Origin of the sequence: Aeromonas sp. s1(2024), assembly GCF_040908005.1 — a bacterium.
GTDB lineage: Bacteria > Pseudomonadota > Gammaproteobacteria > Enterobacterales > Aeromonadaceae > Aeromonas > Aeromonas caviae.
Genome location: NZ_JBFOCW010000045.1, coordinates 1 through 17020, shown reverse-complemented (window position 1 = coordinate 17020; position 17020 = coordinate 1). Strand labels below are relative to the sequence as shown.

The window sequence follows — 17020 nt, the reverse complement described above, 5'->3', positions numbered from 1 at the left end:
GCATCTTATGAATGCCCATATGAGGTGCAACCCACTGCAAATCGGGTTGCACTTTTGCGTGTTCGACCGAACCTGGGTTGTGAGTGCGGCTCCCCCGTGCGCAGAAGGGAGCGGAGCGCCACCTGACAGAGCCCCGTGCTCTTCTATGCTGTTAGCTGGCCACAGGGGCCAGCTATCGGTGACAAGGAGAAACCCATGGCGCGTGTCAGTACCTATCTCAATTTTGCCCGGGAGACGGAGGCTGCCTTCCTCTTCTATCGCGAAGTGTTCGGCGGTGACTTCAGCGGCCCCATTCACAGGTTCAAGGAGTCCCCGGGCTGCCCGGGCCAGCCCCCTTTGTCGGAGGAAGACGGGGAGCTGGTGATGCATGTGGCCCTGCCCATCCTTGGGGGACACGTGCTGATGGGCACGGATGCCCCGGCCAGCATGGGGTTCACCCTGGTGCAGGGCAACAACAGCTACCTCAACCTGGAGCCGGACAGCCGGGGCGAGACCGATCGCCTGTTCGCAGCCCTGGCCGAGGGAGGCAAGGTGGAGATGCCGCTGGCGGAGATGTTCTGGGGTGACTATTTCGGATCCCTGGTGGACAAATTCGGCACCCACTGGATGTTCAACTGCCAGAGCAAGACTTGACGGCAGATCTGCAATGAAAAGGGCGCCATGGCGCCCTTTTCATCTTTGTTGCCCATCACTGTCCCTATTTGCTGCGCCCGCCACCTGCGCTGGTATGCCCCGGGCATGGGATTGCCGTGCGCTGCGCGGCCTTATGGCGTGTGACCCACCATGTCAGCGGGGATCACCCAGGCATCGAATTGCTCCGCGCTGAGGTGGCCCGAGACAATGGCCGCCTCCCGCAGACTCAGCCCCTGATGGTGCGCCCGTTTGGCGATCTCGGCCGCCTTGTCATAGCCGATATGGGGGTTGAGGGCCGTCACCAGCATCAGGGAGCGGGAGAGCAGATCGTCGATCCTGGCCTGGTTCGGGGTGATGCCGACGGCGCAGTGGTCGTGGAAGCGCTGCATGCCATCCGCCAGCAGCCGCACGCTCTGCAGGACGTTGTAGGCGATCATGGGCCTGAACACGTTGAGCTCGAAGTTGCCGCTGGCGCCGCCGATGTTGATGGCCACATCGTTGCCCATCACCTGGGCGCACAGCATGGTGAGCGCCTCGCTCTGGGTCGGGTTGACCTTGCCGGGCATGATGGAGGATCCGGGCTCGTTCTCGGGGATGAGCAGCTCCCCCAGCCCGCTGCGGGGGCCGCTCGCCAGCCAGCGCACGTCGTTGGCGATCTTCATGAGGGAGGCTGCCAGCGTCTTGAGGGCACCGTGGGCGTGAACCTGGGCGTCACTCGCCGCCAGGGCCTCGAACTTGTTGGGGGCGCTGATGAGCGGCAGGCCGGTCTGCTCGGCCAGGGTCCTGGCCACCGCCTCGGCAAAGCCGGGAGGGCAGTTGAGGCCGGTGCCCACGGCGGTGCCGCCGAGCGCCAGCTCGCACAGATGGGGCAGGGCGGCCTTTAGATGGCGCTCCCCCTGTTCAAGCTGGGCGACCCAGCCGGAGATCTCCTGGCCCAGGGTGAGGGGAGTGGCATCCTGCAAATGGGTGCGGCCAATCTTGACGATGTGGTCGAAGGCGGCGGCCTTGCCTGACAGGGTCTGCTTCAGGGCAGCGAGGGCCGGCAGCAACCGCTGCGTGATGGCGGTGACTGCCGCCAGGTTCATGGCGCTCGGGAAGACATCGTTGCTGGACTGGCTCTTGTTTACCTCGTCGTTGGGATGCACCAGCCGCGCTTCCCCCCGGGGGCCGCCGAGCAGTTCGCTGGCCCGGTTTGCCAGCACCTCGTTGAGGTTCATGTTGGTCTGGGTGCCGGAGCCGGTCTGCCACACCATCAGGGGAAACTCGGCGTCGTGCAGGCCGCGCAGGATCTCGTCGGCGGCGGCCATGATGGCCTGGGTCTTGCGGGCGGGGAGCAGCCCCAGGGCGTGGTTGACCCGGGCGCAGGCGGACTTGATGCGGGCCAGGGCATGGATGATCTCCATGGGTTGGCGCTCCCCCGAGATGTTGAAGTGATGCAGGGAGCGCTGGGTCTGGGCCCCCCAGAGCCTGTCCGCCGGGACGGCTATCTCCCCCAGGCTGTCCCGCTCCATCCTGATATCCATGACGTGTCTCCTGCCGTTGAGGTGGTGGCACCCAGCATGAACCCAAACGGCGGCCGGGGCCAGCTTGCACATGGATACGCTTTGCATATAACAAGTAAAGCTTACTATATAGGTTGCACATCATGAACAAACAACCGGACACCCTTGGCTTTCTCATCGGCGACGTCCAGCGCCTGATGCGCCGCCAGTTCCAGCAGCAGCTGGAGGGAAGCTGCCTCACCCTGGCCCAGGCCAGGGCTCTGGTGCACATTGCACGCAGCGAAGGGATCCGCCAGGTGGATCTGGCGGAGCGGCTCGACATCCAGCCCATCACCCTGGCCCGTCAGCTCGATCAGCTGGCGGAGAGCGGCCTGGTGGAGCGGCGCAGCGACCCCCATGACAGGCGTGCCTATCAGCTCCATCTGACCGAAGGGGCCACCCCCTATCTGGCGATGATCAAACAGGCGTCCGATCTGGTGCATCAGAGGGCCATCGGCGAGCTGGGGGAGGAGGCGACCGAGGCGCTGTGCTGCTCCCTCAAGATCCTGCGTGCCAACCTCGGCCACCTCTGATGCTTTCCTGTGATGCCAACCAACGTGGAGCCATATCATGACCACTGATTCCCCCTCTTCCTCCCGTCCCGCCGCCAACCGGCGCCGCACCCGCCTGCTGTTGCTGGTGGTGGTGCCGGCACTGGCCCTGATCGGGGCGGGCGTTATCTACCTGCAGGGCGGGCGCTATGTGGAGACGGACAACGCCTATGTGAAGGCGGACAAGGTCCCCATCAGCACCGAGGTGCTGGGCCGGGTGGCCAAGGTGTTCGTCGAGGAAAACCAGCAGGTCCGGGCCGGCCAGCCGCTGTTCGAGCTGGATCAGGAGTCCTTCCGGGTCGCCGTGGCCAAGGCCGAGGCGGAACTTGCGAAGGTGCGCACCGATCTGGTGGCGCTGCAGACCAGTTATCGCGGCCAGCAGGCGGAGATCGCCGTGGCACGCACCCGCCATGCCTATGCCCTGAAGGAGGAGCGTCGCCAGGCGGATCTGGTGACCAGGCACTTCACCTCCACCGCCAATTACGACGATGCCCGCCAGCTCACCATACAGACCGCCCAGCAGCAGGTGGCGCTGGAGGAGGGGCTCAAGAAGATTGAAGCCTCCCTCAGCGGGGACGTGAACCTGCCGGTGGAGCAGCAGCCCGCCTATCAGGAGGCTGCGGCCGAGTTGGCCAAGGCCAGGCTGGATCTGGCTCGCACCACCATCTATGCCCCCGCCAACGGCATCGCCAGCCAGCTGCCCAAGCCCGGCCAGTACAATCTGGTGGGCATGACCGCCATGATGCTGGTGGAGACCGACACCCCCTGGGTGGAGGCGAACTTCACCGAGACGGAGCTGACCCATGTGCAGCCTGGTCAAAAGGTGGACATCAGTGTGGATACCTACCCCGATGCGCACTGGACCGGGGTGGTGGAGAGCCTTAGCCCGGCCACAGGCTCCGAGTTTTCGGTGATCCCGGCCCAGAACGCCACCGGCAACTGGGTCAAGATCGCCCAGCGGGTGGCGGTGCGGATCAAGCTGGATTCGGGAGCGGATCAGCCCACCCTGAGGGCGGGTCTGAGTGCCACCGCCGAGATAGACACCGGCCATCAGCGCACCCTGCCTGGCCTGTCAGGTCGAGGTTGATATGACGAGCGCAGCCACAGGGCAGGCCGACCAGGCTTCCCGTCGCACCTTCATCACCCTGTCGGTGATGGTGGCAACCATCATGCAGGCGCTGGACACCACCATCGCCAACGTGGCCCTCCCCCACATGCAGGGAGCCATGGGGGCGACCCAGGATCAGATCTCCTGGGTGCTCACCTCCTACATAGTGGCGGCCGCCATCTTCATGCCGCTGACCGGTTTCATCTCGGCAAGAATTGGCCGCAAAAGGCTGTTCATGTGGTCGGTGGCGGGCTTTACCGTTGCCTCCATGCTGTGCGGCGCGGCCCAGAGCCTGGATCAGATAGTGCTGTTCCGCCTGCTTCAGGGGATCTTCGGTGCCAGTCTGGTGCCCCTCTCACAGGCGGTGCTGCTGGACACTTATCCGCCGGAGAAGCACGGCTCCGCCATGGCGCTCTGGGGGATAGGGGTCATGGTGGGCCCCATTCTGGGGCCGTCGCTGGGGGGCTGGCTCACCGAGTACTACAACTGGCGCTGGGTCTTCTACATCAACCTGCCGTTCGGCCTGCTGGCCTGGTTCGGACTTGCCGCCTTCATCGAGGAGACGAAGATCGATGCCAGCCGCCGCTTCGATCTGCTGGGGTTCGCCCTGCTGAGTCTCGGCATCGGGGCGTTGCAGATGGCGCTGGACAGGGGAGAGTCCCAGAACTGGTTCGCCAGCCCCGAGATCGTCATCGAGACCGCCCTGATGGTGATGGCGTTCTACCTCTTCGTGGTGCATATCTTCACCCACCCGCACCCCTACATAGAACCGGCCCTGTTCCGGGATCGCAACTTCAGCGTCGGTCTGCTCTTCATCTTCATCGCCGGCATCATCTTGCTGGCGACCATGACGCTGCTGCCTCCCTTTATGCAGGGGCTGATGGGTTACCCGGTGATCGACGTGGGTTACCTGCTCGCCCCGCGCGGGGTGGGCACCATGGTTGCCATGATGCTGGTGGGCAGGCTGTCGGGCCGGGTGGACGCCCGTTACCTCATCCTGTCAGGGCTGCTGCTCACCAGCTTCTCCATGTGGGAGATGACCCTGTTCAACACTGACATCGGCAACTGGGACATAGTGCGCACCGGCATCATCCAGGGGCTGGGGCTCGGCTTCATCTTCGTGCCCCTCTCCACCATCACCTTTGCGACCCTGGCGCCGCGCTATCGCAACGAGGGGACGGCGCTGTTCAGCCTGGTGCGCAACATCGGCAGCAGCATCGGCATCTCGGTGGTGATCACCTATCTGGCCCAGCGATCCCAGATGAACCACGAGGCGTTCGCCGCCTACATCACCCCGTTCAATGTCAACCTGCATCAGGGCGGGGGCATGGCGGAGCTGATGACGCCGAAGGGGCTGGCCATGATCAACGGCGAGGTGACCCGGCAGGCCAGCCTGCTCGCCTACCTGCAGGATTTTCGCCTGATGATGTGGGTCAGCCTGTGCGCCGTGCCGCTGGTGGCGTTGCTGAGGGCTCCCGGGCGCAGCGGCTCTCGGGAGGAGATGGCCATCCTGGAGTGAATCACGAAGGGGCGAGCAACAAAGAAAGAGGGATGGCGCAGGCCATCCCTCTGTCGTTTGGCAGGATCAGCGTGCCGGCGTGAAGGGGGTGAGCGCTGCCAGAGGCGCAGCGTCCCCGTATTCCCGGATGGGTTCGCCGTGCTTGAATATCTTGAAGGTCTCGCCCCGGGCACTCCAGTACTCGATGTGATCGCTGCCGATCTGCAACAGGCTCGCCTCGCGCAGGGCCACCACGGATTCGCTCGGGTTGATGGCGCAGAATTCGGCCAGACGCTCGTCCCGGGTCTCCCCCATGTGGCCGCTGATGCTGGCGTCCAGATAGTGGGGGTTGATCTGCACGGGGAAGAGCCCCAGCGCAGGCAGCACGACGGCGCTGCACACCGGCATGTCGTTGGTGGTGCGGATGCTGGGGGTGGCCACGTTGCAGCCGGCGCTCCAGCCCACATAGGGCACGCCCCGCTCGCGCACCGCACGCTGGATGGGGACCACCAGACCATACTCGTGCAGCCGCTGGTTCAGGAGCCAGGTATTGCCGCCGCTGATGAAGATGGCGTCGGCCCGGTTGATGGCATCCACCGGATCGTCGAAGTGGTGGATGCTGATGGCGTCCACCCCCAGACTCTCGGTGAGCTCCCGGGCACGGGCATCCCAGTCGCTGCGGATCACCGCGTAGGGGATGAGCAGGATGCGCTTGACCTGGTTGCGAGCGAGCAGGGTTTGCACCCGGTCGCGGGCCCAGCCGAGCAGGCCGGGGTGTTCTGTGGTTTTACCATTGCTGAGCAGAAGCAGTTCCATGATGTGTCCTCGAAACAAGGCGCAGGACCCGGGCGGTCCTGGTGAAGAGAAGAGGGCACTCTACCGCCATCAAAGCGCCAAATGTGTGATCCCTGCCCGTTTTGTACGGTTGCAGGCCACTCAGGGGGGTTCGCTCACCTGCGCGTAGCGCAGCAGCATCTCGGCGAGGGAGTTCACCGCCAGGCGTTTCATCAGGCTGGCGCGGCACACCTCGACGGTGCGCACCGAAATGCAGAGATCCTGCGCTATCTGCTGGTTCTTGTGGCCCCGGGCGATGAGCTGCAACAACTGGCGTTCGCGCGGGGTGAGGCGCTCAAAGGCGGCCAGCTGGGCGAGGCGGGTCGCCGCCGCCTGCGTCGCCTGCTCGGCCCGCTCGATGGCGGCGAGCAGGGGGGCCAGCTGCACCGGCTTTTGCAAGAAATCCACCGCCCCCAGCTTGAGGGACTCCACCGCCAGTGGCACCTCGCCGTGGCCGGTGAGAAACAGGATGGCGATGGGGCTCTGGGCCGCCTTCAGCCGCTGCTGCACCTCGGGGCCCGACAGCCCCGGCATGCGGCAGTCGAGGATGAGGCAGGCGGGCTGGTGCAGATCGACCTCGGCCAGAAAGCGCTCGCCATCGGCAAAGCTGAGCAGCTGCCGCTCGTCGCAGCTCTCCAGCATGAAGCGCAGGGAGTCGAGCACGGCCTCGTCATCGTCAACCAGATAGAGCGGGGGGCGGGCAGGGGGCGGCATCTCAGTTCCTCGGCATGTCGGTGGATGAAGGGAGGGTTTCGGGTGGCGGCACGGGCACAATGACCCGGGCCAGGCAGCCGTGGGGGCTCAGGTTCTCCAGACTGAACTGGCCGCGATGGCTCTCGACCACCTCCCGGCAGATGGCCAGCCCCAACCCCATGCCATCGGGCTTGTCGCTGTAAAACGCCTGCTGCAGTTCGGTCGCGGGGACCTTCAGGCCGGCGCCGTTGTCGCGGATCTCCAGCAGCAGGCTCTGTGACTCGAAGGCGATCAGCAGCTCGACCCGGGCAGGCGCCTGCGCCGGTGCTTGCGTAGGGGGGTGAGCAGGGGAGTGAACAGCGGCGCGCGCCCTCTTCGCTACCCTCTGCGCCGCACTCTCGGCGCCATTCTTGATGAGGTTGACCAGCAACTGCTCCATCCCGGTGCCGTCCAGAGGGAGCCGGCGCGGCTGGCCCCGCCAGTGCAGGGTGAAGGCGACGTCGAGCGGCGCCAGCATCTGCTCCAGCAGGGGGCGCAACTCCGCCACCAGGGTGGGCAGGTCGCAAGGCGCGACGCGGGGAGGGCGCTTTTGCAGCCTGGCTCTGAGCCGGTTGACGGTCTGGGTGATGCGCTGGACCTGAAGCCCTATCTGCTCCAGGGCCTGACGCAGGGAGGCCTGGGCGGCAGCCTGGGCCGGATCTTGTGCGAGTCTGTCCAGTCGCAACAAGGCCCCCTGGCTGTAGTTGGCGATGGCGCTCAGGGGCTGATTGATCTCGTGGGCCACGTTGGCGCCCAGCTCGCCCAGTTCGGCGAGCCGTCTGGCCTGTGCCAGCTGGCGTCCCTTCTGCTCGAGCTGGTGACGGGCTTTGAGCAGCCGGCGCTGGCTGCGGTTGAACAGGTATTGCAGCAGCAGGTGGTGGCCCCCCAGTAGCAGAACCAGCGCCAGGGCGCCCCAGCCCCACTGTTGATGCTGGCGCAGCCAGTGCCAGGCCGCTTGCCACCAGGGGCCCTGTAGCGGGTGGCGATCCAGCGCCTTGAGCAGGCGGTCGATGGCAAGCTCGCTGGTGGGCACTGTCCAGCCCGCCGAATCGGCGGCGATGGCCGCCTCGCTATCAGCGGGCAGATCGTACAGCGCGCGGGTCACCGCCAGCGCCAGCGCGGGGGAGGCCCGCTCTGTCTTGGCGAAGGACCAGTTGGGGTAGAGCCGGGTCGAGCTCTGGCAACCAAAGCCGGCCGGCGCCTGATCGTCCAGCACCCGAAACGCCCCCCTGGCGACCTTGCCTTCCCGCTCCATGCGCTCGAGCTGGCACACCGGCACGATGGCGGCGGCCACCTCCCCTGCCGCCAGCCGCTCGATGAGCCGGTCCAGCGGAAAGCCGGTGAACTGCACGGTGGAGAAGAAGCGCTCCAGCCTGACCCCCTGTTCGCCCGCCTCGAAGCGATAGGCGAGGTAGCCACCGAAGGCGTTCTCCGAAACGGCGGCGACCGCTTGCCCCTCGAGATCACGCCAGTGTCGGTAGGGGGCCTGGGCAGGCACCACCAGGGCGGCGCCGATGGCGAGGTTGTCTCCCCCGGCCGGGCTCTTGAGGGTGGCGAGCCAGGCCAGCGGGTACTGGCGCGCCAGACTCACCGACTGACCCGGGTTGGTGATGACGAAATCGAGGTGCTCGCGGGCGACGGCCTCGGCCAGTTCATCGAGCCCCAGCGGATGCAGCACGAAGCGATGGTCGGGCACGCGCAGTGCCAGCCAGCGCAACAGCGGTTGCCACTGGGCTCTGGCCAGGGCCGGGCCGCGGGTTGCCAGCACGCCGATGCGTATCGGCTCGGCCATGGTCTGCACCGGCGTGGCCTGGGATGGTGCGGATTCCTGTCGGGCCGGCGCTGGCGAAGAGGGGGTCGGGGCGGCCTGCACCCGCTGCGGCAGGGCTGACAGCGCGAGCCAGAGCAGCAGGCTGAGCAGGGGCAAGGGGACTGGGGCGTGCAGGGGGCTCTCCTCTCGGTGCAAAGGGGGCAGTCTATCACCGGAGCGCGCGCTTGCACGCGAACGGGGCCGGGAGGGGCGGCAAACGCCGCCCCGGTCACAGTTCAGCAGGGCTGGGCCATTTTTTATTGCGCTGGATCAACCCGGCTCCCGGTATGTGGAAAACCACAATAGAGGCGACTTCCTGCGTTGAGGACAATCGGCCCAACCCCTTTCAAGCCAGCTCAGCAGAAGGAAAGACGCCATGGAGCCCAGCAAGCGCCGATTGTTATCCGGGATCGCCGCCCTCACCGCAGGGGCGGCCCTGATCCCCGTCACCCAGGTTCAGGCGCAGTCCGTTCCCGCTCCCCGCAACGGGCGGGCGGCCATCAGCCGGGGGGACGGGCGCAAGCGTTACGGCATGCTGATCGACCTGCGCCGCTGCGTCGGCTGTCAGGCCTGCACCGTGGCCTGCACCATCGAAAACCAGCCCCCTCTCGGCCAGTTTCGCACCACGGTGAGCCAGTACGAGGTGAGTGACGTGGCCGCCCTCGCGGCTCCCGCCTCCCTCTTGATGCTGCCGAGGCTGTGCAACCACTGCGCCGAGCCCGCCTGCCTCGAGGTCTGCCCCACCGGCGCCACCTTCCAGCGCGACGACGGCATCGTCGTGGTCAACAACGACTGGTGCGTCGGCTGCGGCTACTGCGTGCAGGCCTGCCCCTACGATGCCCGCTTCATCAACCACGAGACCAACACCGCCGACAAGTGCACCTTCTGCGCCCATCGGCTGGAGGCGGGGCTCTTGCCCGCCTGCGTGGAGAGCTGTGTCGGCGAGGCGCGCATCATAGGCGATTTGAATGACCCCAAGAGCCGGATAAGCCGGCTGCTGCGCGAGCATGAGTCCGCCCTCAAGGTGCTCAAGCCGGAGGCCAACACCCAGCCGAGGGTCTTTTATCTCGGCATGGACGAGGCCTTCGTCAGCAAGGTCGACGGCAACCCGGCCCTGCGCACCCTGCTCACCGACGATGGCAAGGAGATAGCCCATGGTCATTAACGAACTGCTGGCCCCGGCTCAGCCCATCACCTGGCTGCCCTGGGCGGTGCAATATTTCTTTCTCATCGGCCTCGCCTACGGGGCCCTCTGGCTCGGTGCGTTTGAGTTGTGGCGCAAGGCACCGGATCCGCGGCTGCAGACCCTGGCGGCGGTGTTGATGGTGGCGGCCGGCCTGGTGGCTCCCATCGCCCTGACCGCGGATCTGCACCAGCCGGCCCGAGCCTGGCACTTCTACGCCCAGACGCGCTTTGGCTCCGTGATGTGGTATGGCGCCTATCTGCTGCCGCTGTTCAGCCTGCTCTCCATGTTGCTCGGCTGGCTGCTGCTAAGGCCTGCCCTGACCCGGCGCGGCGCAGAAGGGGACAAGATAGCCCGCCTTGCCCGGCTGCTCTGCCTGGGAAGCTGGTCGGGGCACGTTTGGCAGCGGCCCCTCTCTTTGCTGGCGGCCCTGAGCGGGCTCAGCATCGCCCTCTACACCGGGCTCGAGACCATGGCGGTGGCGGCTCGCCCGCTCTGGCATTCCCCCTGGTTGCCCTGGCTGCTGACCCTGAGCGCCGTGCTGGGGGCCCAGAGTGCCCTGCTGCTGCTCAACCGCTTGCTGGCGGGCTGGGGGGCCCAGACCGAGTCGACCCTGCTGCGCCAGAGCGGCTGGACCTTGAGCCTGCTGGCGCTCTCCCTGCTGGGCTGGGCCCTGCTGGGCTGGGCCCTGCTGGGCTGGGCCCTGTTTGGCGGCGCCTCGGCAACAGAGGCCGCGGCCCTCTATCGGCTCGACCCGAGCTGGCGGCTGGCGGCCCACTGGCTGTTGCTGACCCTGGGGCTGGCCGGCCTGCTGATGCTGCTGCGGCGAAGGATATCTGCCCGCCTGGCACTCTGGGGGTTGGCGCTGCTGGGGCTGCACCTGGTGTGGGGCCTGCGCTGGCTGGTGCTGATCCAGGGGCAGCTCGCACCCAAGTACGGGGCCGGCGTCTACCTCTATGAAATTGCCTGGGGCCCGGCCGGTGTGCTCGGCATTCTCGGCACCTTCGGTCTGCTGCTGGCCCTGCTGGTGGCCCTCTCGGAGCTGGTGCGCCCCTCTGCTTCCCCCGCCATCAAGGCATCCACTCCTTTTGCACGCGAGGCACTCTGATGGATCACAGCAAACGCAAGTTTCTCAAGGGCGCCGCCATCGCCGGCGGTACCGGGCTGTTCGTCGCCGGTTACAGCGACACCCTCAAGCAGGTGGCGACTGGTCTTGCCACCGGCAGCTCGGGCAAGCCGACCCGGGATCCCATCCATGGCAACTCGCTGGCCGTGGAGTACCGGGTTGACGAGCGGGGGGAGCTGCACCCCAACCCGGCCCAGCGGGTTGCCAACACCATGTGCCTCGGCTGCTGGACCCTGTGCGGAGTGCGAGCCCGCATCGACAACGAACGCGACCAGATAGTGCGGATCCTGGGCAACCCCTATCACCCCCTCTCCGCCCGCCATCACATCGACTTCAAGACCCCGGTCAAGCAGGCGCTGCTCGCTACCAGCGGCTACCAGGAAGGGGGGCTGGACGGGCGTTCCACCGCCTGCGCCCGGGGCAACGCCATGCTGGAGCAGCTCGACAGCCCGCAGCGAGTCACCCGTTGTCTCAAGCGGCTGGGGCCCCGTGGCAGCGGCCGCTGGCAGAGCATCCCCTTCGAGCAGCTGGTGGCCGAGGTGGTGGAGGGGGGTGATCTGTTTGGCGAGGGCCAGGTCGAGGGGCTGCGGGCCATTCGCAACCTCGCCGAGCCGCTCGACCCGGCCAACCCGGAATACGGCCCCAGGGCCAACCAGCTGCTGGTGAGCAACGCCTCGGACGAGGGGCGAGATCACTTCATCAAGCGCTTCACCTTCAACAGCTTCGGCACCCGCAACTTCGCCAACCACGGCGCTTATTGCGGCCTGTCGTTCCGGGTCGGGGCCGGCGCCCTGCTGGACGATCTGGAGAAGAACGCCCACCTCAAGCCGGACTGGGACGAGAGCGACTTCCTGCTGTTCATGGGCACCTCGCCCCAGCAATCGGGCAACCCCTTCAAGCGTCAGTCACGCCAGCTGGCGGCGAACCGGGCGCGACCGGGCAAGCCGTTCTCCTACGTGGTGGTGGCCCCCAGCCTGCCCAACACGGTGAACATGCCCTCCGCCCCCGCTAACCGCTGGCTGCCCATCCGGCCCGCCACGGATTCCGCCCTGGCCATGGCCATGCTGCGCTGGATCATCGACAATCGACGCTACGCCGAACCCTTCCTGACGGCACCCCATGCCGCTGCTGCCGAGCGGGCCGGCTATCGCGGTTTTTGCAACGCCAGCCATCTGGTGCTCTGCGACGAGACTCACCCGCGCTTCGGCCAGATGCTGCGGGCCAGCGATCTCGGCTTGCCCTTTGAGGGGGAAGCCTATGGGGAGGGGGACGCCATGCTGGTAGAGGAGGCGGGCAGTGGCGAGCCGAGACCCGCCGGCCAGTGTGAGCGGGCCAACCTCTGGGTGGATCGCCCCCTTCAGGGCCCCAAGGGGGAGTTCACGGTCAAGAGCAGCTTCCAGCTGCTGGCCGAGGCGTGCCGCGAGCACACTCTCGCGCAATACAGCGCCGAGTGCTCCGTGCCGGTGGCCGACATCGAGGCGCTGGCACGGGAGTTCACCAGCCACGGCACCCTGGCGGCGGTGGTCTCCCACGGCGGCACCATGAGCGCCAACGGCTTCTACTCGGCCTGGGCCATCATGATGCTCAACGTCATGATTGGGAACCTCAACGCTCGGGGCGGCGCCGTGGCGAGCGGCGGCAAGTTCGATCCCTTCGGGGCGGGGCCGCGCTACGATCTGGCGAGCTTCCCCGGCATGGTCAAACCCGCCGGGGTCTTCCTGTCGCGCTCCAAGTTCCCCTACGAGAAGACCTCCGAATATCGGCGCAATCGCGAGGCGGGCCAGAACCCCTATCCGGCGCAAGAGCCCTGGTTCCCGATCTCGGGCCCCTTGCTCGGCGAACACCTGACTGCGGCGGTGAACGGCTATCCCTACCGGCTCAAGGCCTGGATCAACCACATGGGCAACCCCCTCTACGGTCAGGCCGGGCTCGCCAAGGCCATAGGCGAAGAGCTCAAAGACCCTGCCGTGCTGCCGCTCATTGTCAGCATCGACAGCTTCATCAACGAGTCGTCGGCGCTGTCGGACTACCTGGTGCCGGATACCCTGACCTACGAGTCCTGGGGCTGGGCCACCGCCTGGCACGGGGTGATGACCAAGGTCTCCACCGGTCGCTGGCCCATCGTGGAGCCCCGTGTCGCCAAGACCGCCGAGGGAGATCCTGTCTGCATGGAGTCCTTTTTTATCGCGGTGGCCAAACGGCTGGGGCTGCCGGGCTTTGGCGAGGGGGCGCTCAAAGGGGCGGACGGCAAGTTGCACGGTTTGAACCGGGCGGCGGACTTCTCCCTCTACGGCGCGGCCAACGTCGCCTATCTCGGCGAGCCGGTGCCTCCTATCGGGCCTGAGGATCTTGCCTGGTCCGGGGTGGAGCGGATCCTGCCGGTGCTGAATGCCACTTTGAGCCAGGATGAGGCGGGCCGCGCCGCCTACCTCTTCGCTCGCGGCGGGCGCTTCGAGCCGGTGGCCAAGGGGCGCGATGAAGCGGGTCAGCCGAGCAAGCGCTGGCCCAAGCCGCTGATGGTGTGGAACCCCGAGGTGGGCAGCCGCCGTCACAGCCAGAGCGGCCAGTTCTTGAGTGGCACCCCGCGCTTCTTCCGCCCCCAGCTGGTGGACGGCACGCCGCTCAATGAGGCGTTCAAGCCGGCCCAGTGGCCGCTGCTGCTCACCAGCTACAAGTCCCACACCATGAGCTCCATGAGCATCGGTCCGGATCGCCTGCGCCAGGTGAACCCCAGCAACCGGGTGCGGCTCAATGCGCAGACGGCGGCGCAGCTGGGGATAGAGAGCGGGGACAGGGTGCGGGTCAGCACCCCGGATGGCAGCGTGATCGGGGTGGCCGAGTGCGTGGCCGGGGTGCAGGCCGATGCCATCGCCATCGAGCACGGCTTCGGCCACAAGGAGCTGGGGGCGCGGGAACATTGGATAGATGGCCAGAAAGTGGTCGCCAATCCGCTGCGCGGAGCCGGGGTCAATCTGAATGACTTGGCGGTGCTGGATCCCAGCCGCCATGGCCGCTATCCCCTGGTGGACTGGGCCATCGGCTCGTCGGCCCGCCAGGGGCTGCCGGCCCAGGTGGAGAAGCTGGTATGACAAACCAGTGAAAACGGGGCCTGCGGGCCCCGTTGCTTGTCTGCTCTGCGTCACTGTCACAGTGTGACGTCGACCCACACCAGGCGGTGATCCGAACTGACTCCCTTGGCGATGCCCAGCTTGGCGTCATACACCAGGTGGTAGCCAGGTTCGAAGCTGGCTGGCCAGAACACGCCGGAGGCGACCGCGTTCAGGTTGGCGGAGGGCAGCACGTGGTCGAGCTGCAGGCCGCTGCTGCTGGTGATGCGCTCCGGGGTGGGGCGGTTGTTGTTGCGCTTGCACTGATCCGGCTGGCTGGCGAGGCACTCGGGGCCGCCCTGGCTGACCGGGATCAGGGCGCCGTTGGTGACGGCCTGATTGACCAGCACATGGTTGTGCAGCGCCTGAATGGCGGTGAGATCCCCATCGCCAATCTGGGGATCGGCGTTGAGATCCCCGGCGATGACGAACCTGGCGCCCTCGGCCAAGCCACCAGCCTTGCCGGCGTCATCCACCATGTAGCCTGCCCCTGCCCCTGCCACATAGTCCTGCCAGAAGGCTATCTCCGCACGGTTGCGCTTGACGTTGTGGCGCGCCGCGTTGCCGAAGATGGGTGGGGTCGGGTGGGAGATAAGGAAGTGGATCACCTCCTCCTTGTTGCCGCGCTTGATGCGCACCGGCACGTCGGCGTGGTTCTTGGAGGAGAGTGGGAGCGCCTGCCAGGCTGCGTCGTCATACCAAGCATCGCCACACTGGCGGCTGGCCGGGATCGGCGCCTTGGCATTGTTGCAGTCGTCGATGACGGGGTTCGCTTCGCCCGGCATCTCCTTCCACTTGAATGTCTGGAAGGTGCGGATCTGCCTGGTATCGATGGGGTACTGGGACATCACGGCGAAGGCGTACTGGCCGTGGTAGTTGCCAAAGCCCCAGGCGTCGTCCGGCCCGTTGTTGACCTTGCCGTCCAGGTTGAGGTCATGGCCGCTCATCAGGCCGGTGTTGGTGGCGAAGTTCTGCAGCACCGGGTAGCTGATGGCGGTCACCTCGTCGTGCTGGGCATGGGCCAGGTAGTTGTCGTTGAAGGCTTTGAGGTCCTTGGTGTCGCTGCCCTTGCCGTCATTGTCGAATTCGTTCAGCAGCAACACGTCCGGCCGGGTGCGCTGGATGATTTCGGCGATGTTGCGGATCTGCTGCACGTCGAGGGCCTTGGTCTTCTCGGCGCCGCTCAAGGTGCCGTCGGTGAGGCGGGCCAGCAGGGTATCCTGCTCGGTGCGGGTCAGGGCGAGCTCTTCCCCCAGCATGCCGGGTGCGGTGCGATCGAAGGCGAGATTGAAGGTGGCAAAGCGAACCATGGCGGGCCTCGGCGTCAGTGTGGCCGGGACAGCCTGCCATCTTTGGCAGGAAAATGGCAGCACCTTGCCGGATTTCATGGGAAAGGTGCCCGGGTTTCCCCCGTGACACGCAAGCGCTCGGCTCAGGCCCAGCGGGAGAGAGGGGAGGGAATGGCGTAGGCGTAGCCCTGCTGGTAGTCGCAGCCCAGCCGGTTCGCCACCTCGATATGGGCCTGGGTCTCCACTCCCTCGCACACCACGGCCATGCCGAGTCGTTGCAGGTATTTCACCAGCCCCGTCAGCATGTTGAGGGCATGGGTGCTGCGTAAAGCCTGGAGCAGCAGGGAGCGATCAAGTTTCACGATCTCGTAGGGGAGCATCATCAGGCGCTGGAAGTTGCATGCCAGGGAGCCGAAGTCGTCACAGGCGATGTGGGCGCCATGGGCTCGCAACACCTCGATCATCTCCCTGTGCTGGTGTTTGATCCTGACGTGCTCCAGCACCTCGAACCAGATGTCGATCCCCAGCTTGCGGGCCTGGAGCAGCACCAGCAACAGCAGATTGCGGTAGGTGGGGCTGGAGAGCGCCGGATTGAGGTTGATGGAGAGTGCATAGGGGCCTTTTTGGGCGAGCACGGGCAGATCGCGCATGATGGCCCTTAGCATGACGATATCCAGGTGCAGAGCGTCATCTTCGCCGAGGGCGGCAAAATCGATGCTCTGATAACCCTGGCTGCCGGCATCCCAACGCCTGGCCAGCACCTCATACCCCTTGACCTGACGATCCTGGCCGATGATGGGCTGATAAAAGGGGACGACGATATCCGCCATGCTGACCATGGCACTCACGGGATACTCTTCTTTGAACGCAAACATGGCCTTCACCTGACGGGAACATGGTTACGCATCATACAGGGAGGGTCTAAAGGGAGGCTGTAGGAAGAGTCTGATAATGGGCCCTGCTTGGGCGTGGGCAGGAAGGAGGGGGTCAGGGAAGGGCATGGCCCTGTGCAGGTGCGGCGCCAGCCAGGGGGGCTGCGTGCATGGCCTGGGCAAGCCAGGACCAGTCGAGCATGGGGGAACCCGCCTTGAAGCGCTGATAGGCACATCCCTGGCGGATGGTCAGGAAGAGGGTGCTCGGCAGGCCGAGGCGGTTGAGGTAGCGCACCATCACGTCTCCCTGGTAATCCCGCAGCCGCAGTTGCAGCTCGGCCAGTGTCAGCCCGTGCTCGCGACCCGTTTCATCCCAGATTTCAAACATCTGTGTGCACTCCTTGCGACATGAGGCTCCACTGTTTCTAAAAAGTGCGGGGAGGGCAATTGTCAGATCTGACAGCGCCATATGGATTCTATTCAGAAAAGCGAAAACCCGGCGCGAGGCCGGGTTGTCTGAAGGATGGTGGAGGGAGAAGGATTCGAACCTTCGAAGGCAGAGCCGTCAGATTTACAGTCTGATCCCTTTGGCCGCTCGGGAACCCCTCCACGGGGTATTTTCCTGATTTTTACTTACTTGACGCACTTGAATGGTGGAGGGAGAAGGATTCGAACCTTCGAAGGCAGAGCCGTCAGATTTACAGTCTGATCCCTTTGGCCGCTCGGGAACCCCTCC

General features: G+C 66.0%; 13 protein-coding genes, 2 tRNA genes and 1 pseudogene. 7 read left to right on the top strand and 9 right to left on the bottom strand.

Features of this window, described 5'->3' with window-relative positions; all coding sequences use genetic code 11:
• Window positions 1-195 precede the first annotated feature (195 nt).
• A complete protein-coding gene (locus tag AB5Y70_RS10505; RefSeq protein ID WP_041211205.1) occupies window positions 196-633 on the top strand; it encodes a VOC family protein in 438 nt (145 codons plus the stop codon).
• A 131-nt stretch (window positions 634-764) separates the two neighbouring features.
• Here AB5Y70_RS10505 and fumC read toward each other — a convergent pair whose 3' ends face one another.
• A complete protein-coding gene (fumC, locus tag AB5Y70_RS10500) occupies window positions 765-2156 on the bottom strand; it encodes a class II fumarate hydratase (RefSeq protein WP_279988860.1) in 1392 nt (463 codons plus the stop codon).
• Between the two features lie 122 nt (window positions 2157-2278).
• Between fumC and AB5Y70_RS10495 the strand changes: the two genes are divergently transcribed.
• Genes AB5Y70_RS10495 through AB5Y70_RS10485 form a run of 3 tightly spaced genes read left to right on the top strand, consistent with a single transcriptional unit; the run spans window position 2279 to window position 5352 of the window.
• Window positions 2279-2707 carry a MarR family winged helix-turn-helix transcriptional regulator gene (locus AB5Y70_RS10495; protein ID WP_223924155.1) on the top strand — a complete coding sequence of 143 codons (429 nt, stop codon included), beginning with the start codon at window positions 2279-2281 and terminating at the stop codon, window positions 2705-2707.
• Window positions 2708-2744: 37 nt separating this feature from the next.
• Window positions 2745-3812, top strand: a complete 1068-nt coding sequence (locus AB5Y70_RS10490) for an HlyD family secretion protein (RefSeq protein WP_279988862.1) — start codon at window positions 2745-2747, stop codon at window positions 3810-3812.
• Between the two features lies 1 nt (window position 3813).
• Window positions 3814-5352, top strand: a complete 1539-nt coding sequence (locus tag AB5Y70_RS10485; RefSeq protein WP_049636163.1) for a DHA2 family efflux MFS transporter permease subunit — start codon at window positions 3814-3816, stop codon at window positions 5350-5352.
• Window positions 5353-5418: 66 nt separating this feature from the next.
• Here the strand turns inward: AB5Y70_RS10485 and pepE are convergent, their stop codons facing one another.
• From pepE to AB5Y70_RS10470, 3 genes are all read right to left on the bottom strand, one after another.
• Window positions 5419-6147 (bottom strand): dipeptidase PepE, encoded by a 729-nt coding sequence (gene pepE, locus AB5Y70_RS10480; protein WP_049636162.1) that lies wholly within the window; start codon window positions 6145-6147, stop codon window positions 5419-5421.
• 120 nt (window positions 6148-6267) lie between these two features.
• On the bottom strand, window positions 6268-6879 hold the full coding sequence (locus AB5Y70_RS10475) for a response regulator transcription factor (RefSeq protein ID WP_049636161.1): 612 nt from the start codon (window positions 6877-6879) through the stop codon (window positions 6268-6270).
• 1 nt (window position 6880) lies between these two features.
• Window positions 6881-8824 carry a sensor histidine kinase gene (locus tag AB5Y70_RS10470; RefSeq protein ID WP_279990445.1) on the bottom strand — a complete coding sequence of 648 codons (1944 nt, stop codon included), beginning with the start codon at window positions 8822-8824 and terminating at the stop codon, window positions 6881-6883.
• Window positions 8825-9083: 259 nt separating this feature from the next.
• On the opposite strand from AB5Y70_RS10470, the gene dsrO reads away from it, so the two are divergent.
• The 3 genes from dsrO to AB5Y70_RS10455 are packed head-to-tail and all read left to right on the top strand — an operon-like array spanning window position 9084 to window position 14105.
• Entirely contained in the window at window positions 9084-9872 is a 789-nt protein-coding gene (dsrO, locus tag AB5Y70_RS10465; RefSeq protein ID WP_049636159.1) for a sulfate reduction electron transfer complex DsrMKJOP subunit DsrO, read from the top strand.
• Window positions 9862-10998 (top strand): NrfD/PsrC family molybdoenzyme membrane anchor subunit, encoded by a 1137-nt coding sequence (nrfD, locus tag AB5Y70_RS10460; protein WP_279988865.1) that lies wholly within the window; start codon window positions 9862-9864, stop codon window positions 10996-10998. Before dsrO ends, nrfD begins: the two co-directional genes overlap by 11 nt.
• Window positions 10998-14105, top strand: a complete 3108-nt coding sequence (locus AB5Y70_RS10455; RefSeq protein ID WP_319872545.1) for a tetrathionate reductase subunit A — start codon at window positions 10998-11000, stop codon at window positions 14103-14105. Before nrfD ends, AB5Y70_RS10455 begins: the two co-directional genes overlap by 1 nt.
• A 56-nt stretch (window positions 14106-14161) precedes the next feature.
• Here AB5Y70_RS10455 and AB5Y70_RS10450 read toward each other — a convergent pair.
• The 5 genes and pseudogenes from AB5Y70_RS10450 to AB5Y70_RS10430 all read right to left on the bottom strand — a co-directional run bounded on the left by AB5Y70_RS10450 (window position 14162) and on the right by AB5Y70_RS10430 (window position 17020).
• Window positions 14162-15473 (bottom strand): annotated as a pseudogene (locus tag AB5Y70_RS10450) (endonuclease/exonuclease/phosphatase family protein).
• 82 nt (window positions 15474-15555) lie between these two features.
• Window positions 15556-16287, bottom strand: a complete 732-nt coding sequence (locus AB5Y70_RS10445; RefSeq protein ID WP_279988868.1) for an EAL domain-containing protein — start codon at window positions 16285-16287, stop codon at window positions 15556-15558.
• Window positions 16288-16399: 112 nt separating this feature from the next.
• Entirely contained in the window at window positions 16400-16672 is a 273-nt protein-coding gene (locus AB5Y70_RS10440) for a hypothetical protein (RefSeq protein ID WP_039040070.1), read from the bottom strand.
• A 136-nt stretch (window positions 16673-16808) separates the two neighbouring features.
• Window positions 16809-16893: transfer RNA gene (locus tag AB5Y70_RS10435), tRNA-Tyr, on the bottom strand.
• Window positions 16894-16935: 42 nt separating this feature from the next.
• Window positions 16936-17020: transfer RNA gene (locus AB5Y70_RS10430), tRNA-Tyr, on the bottom strand.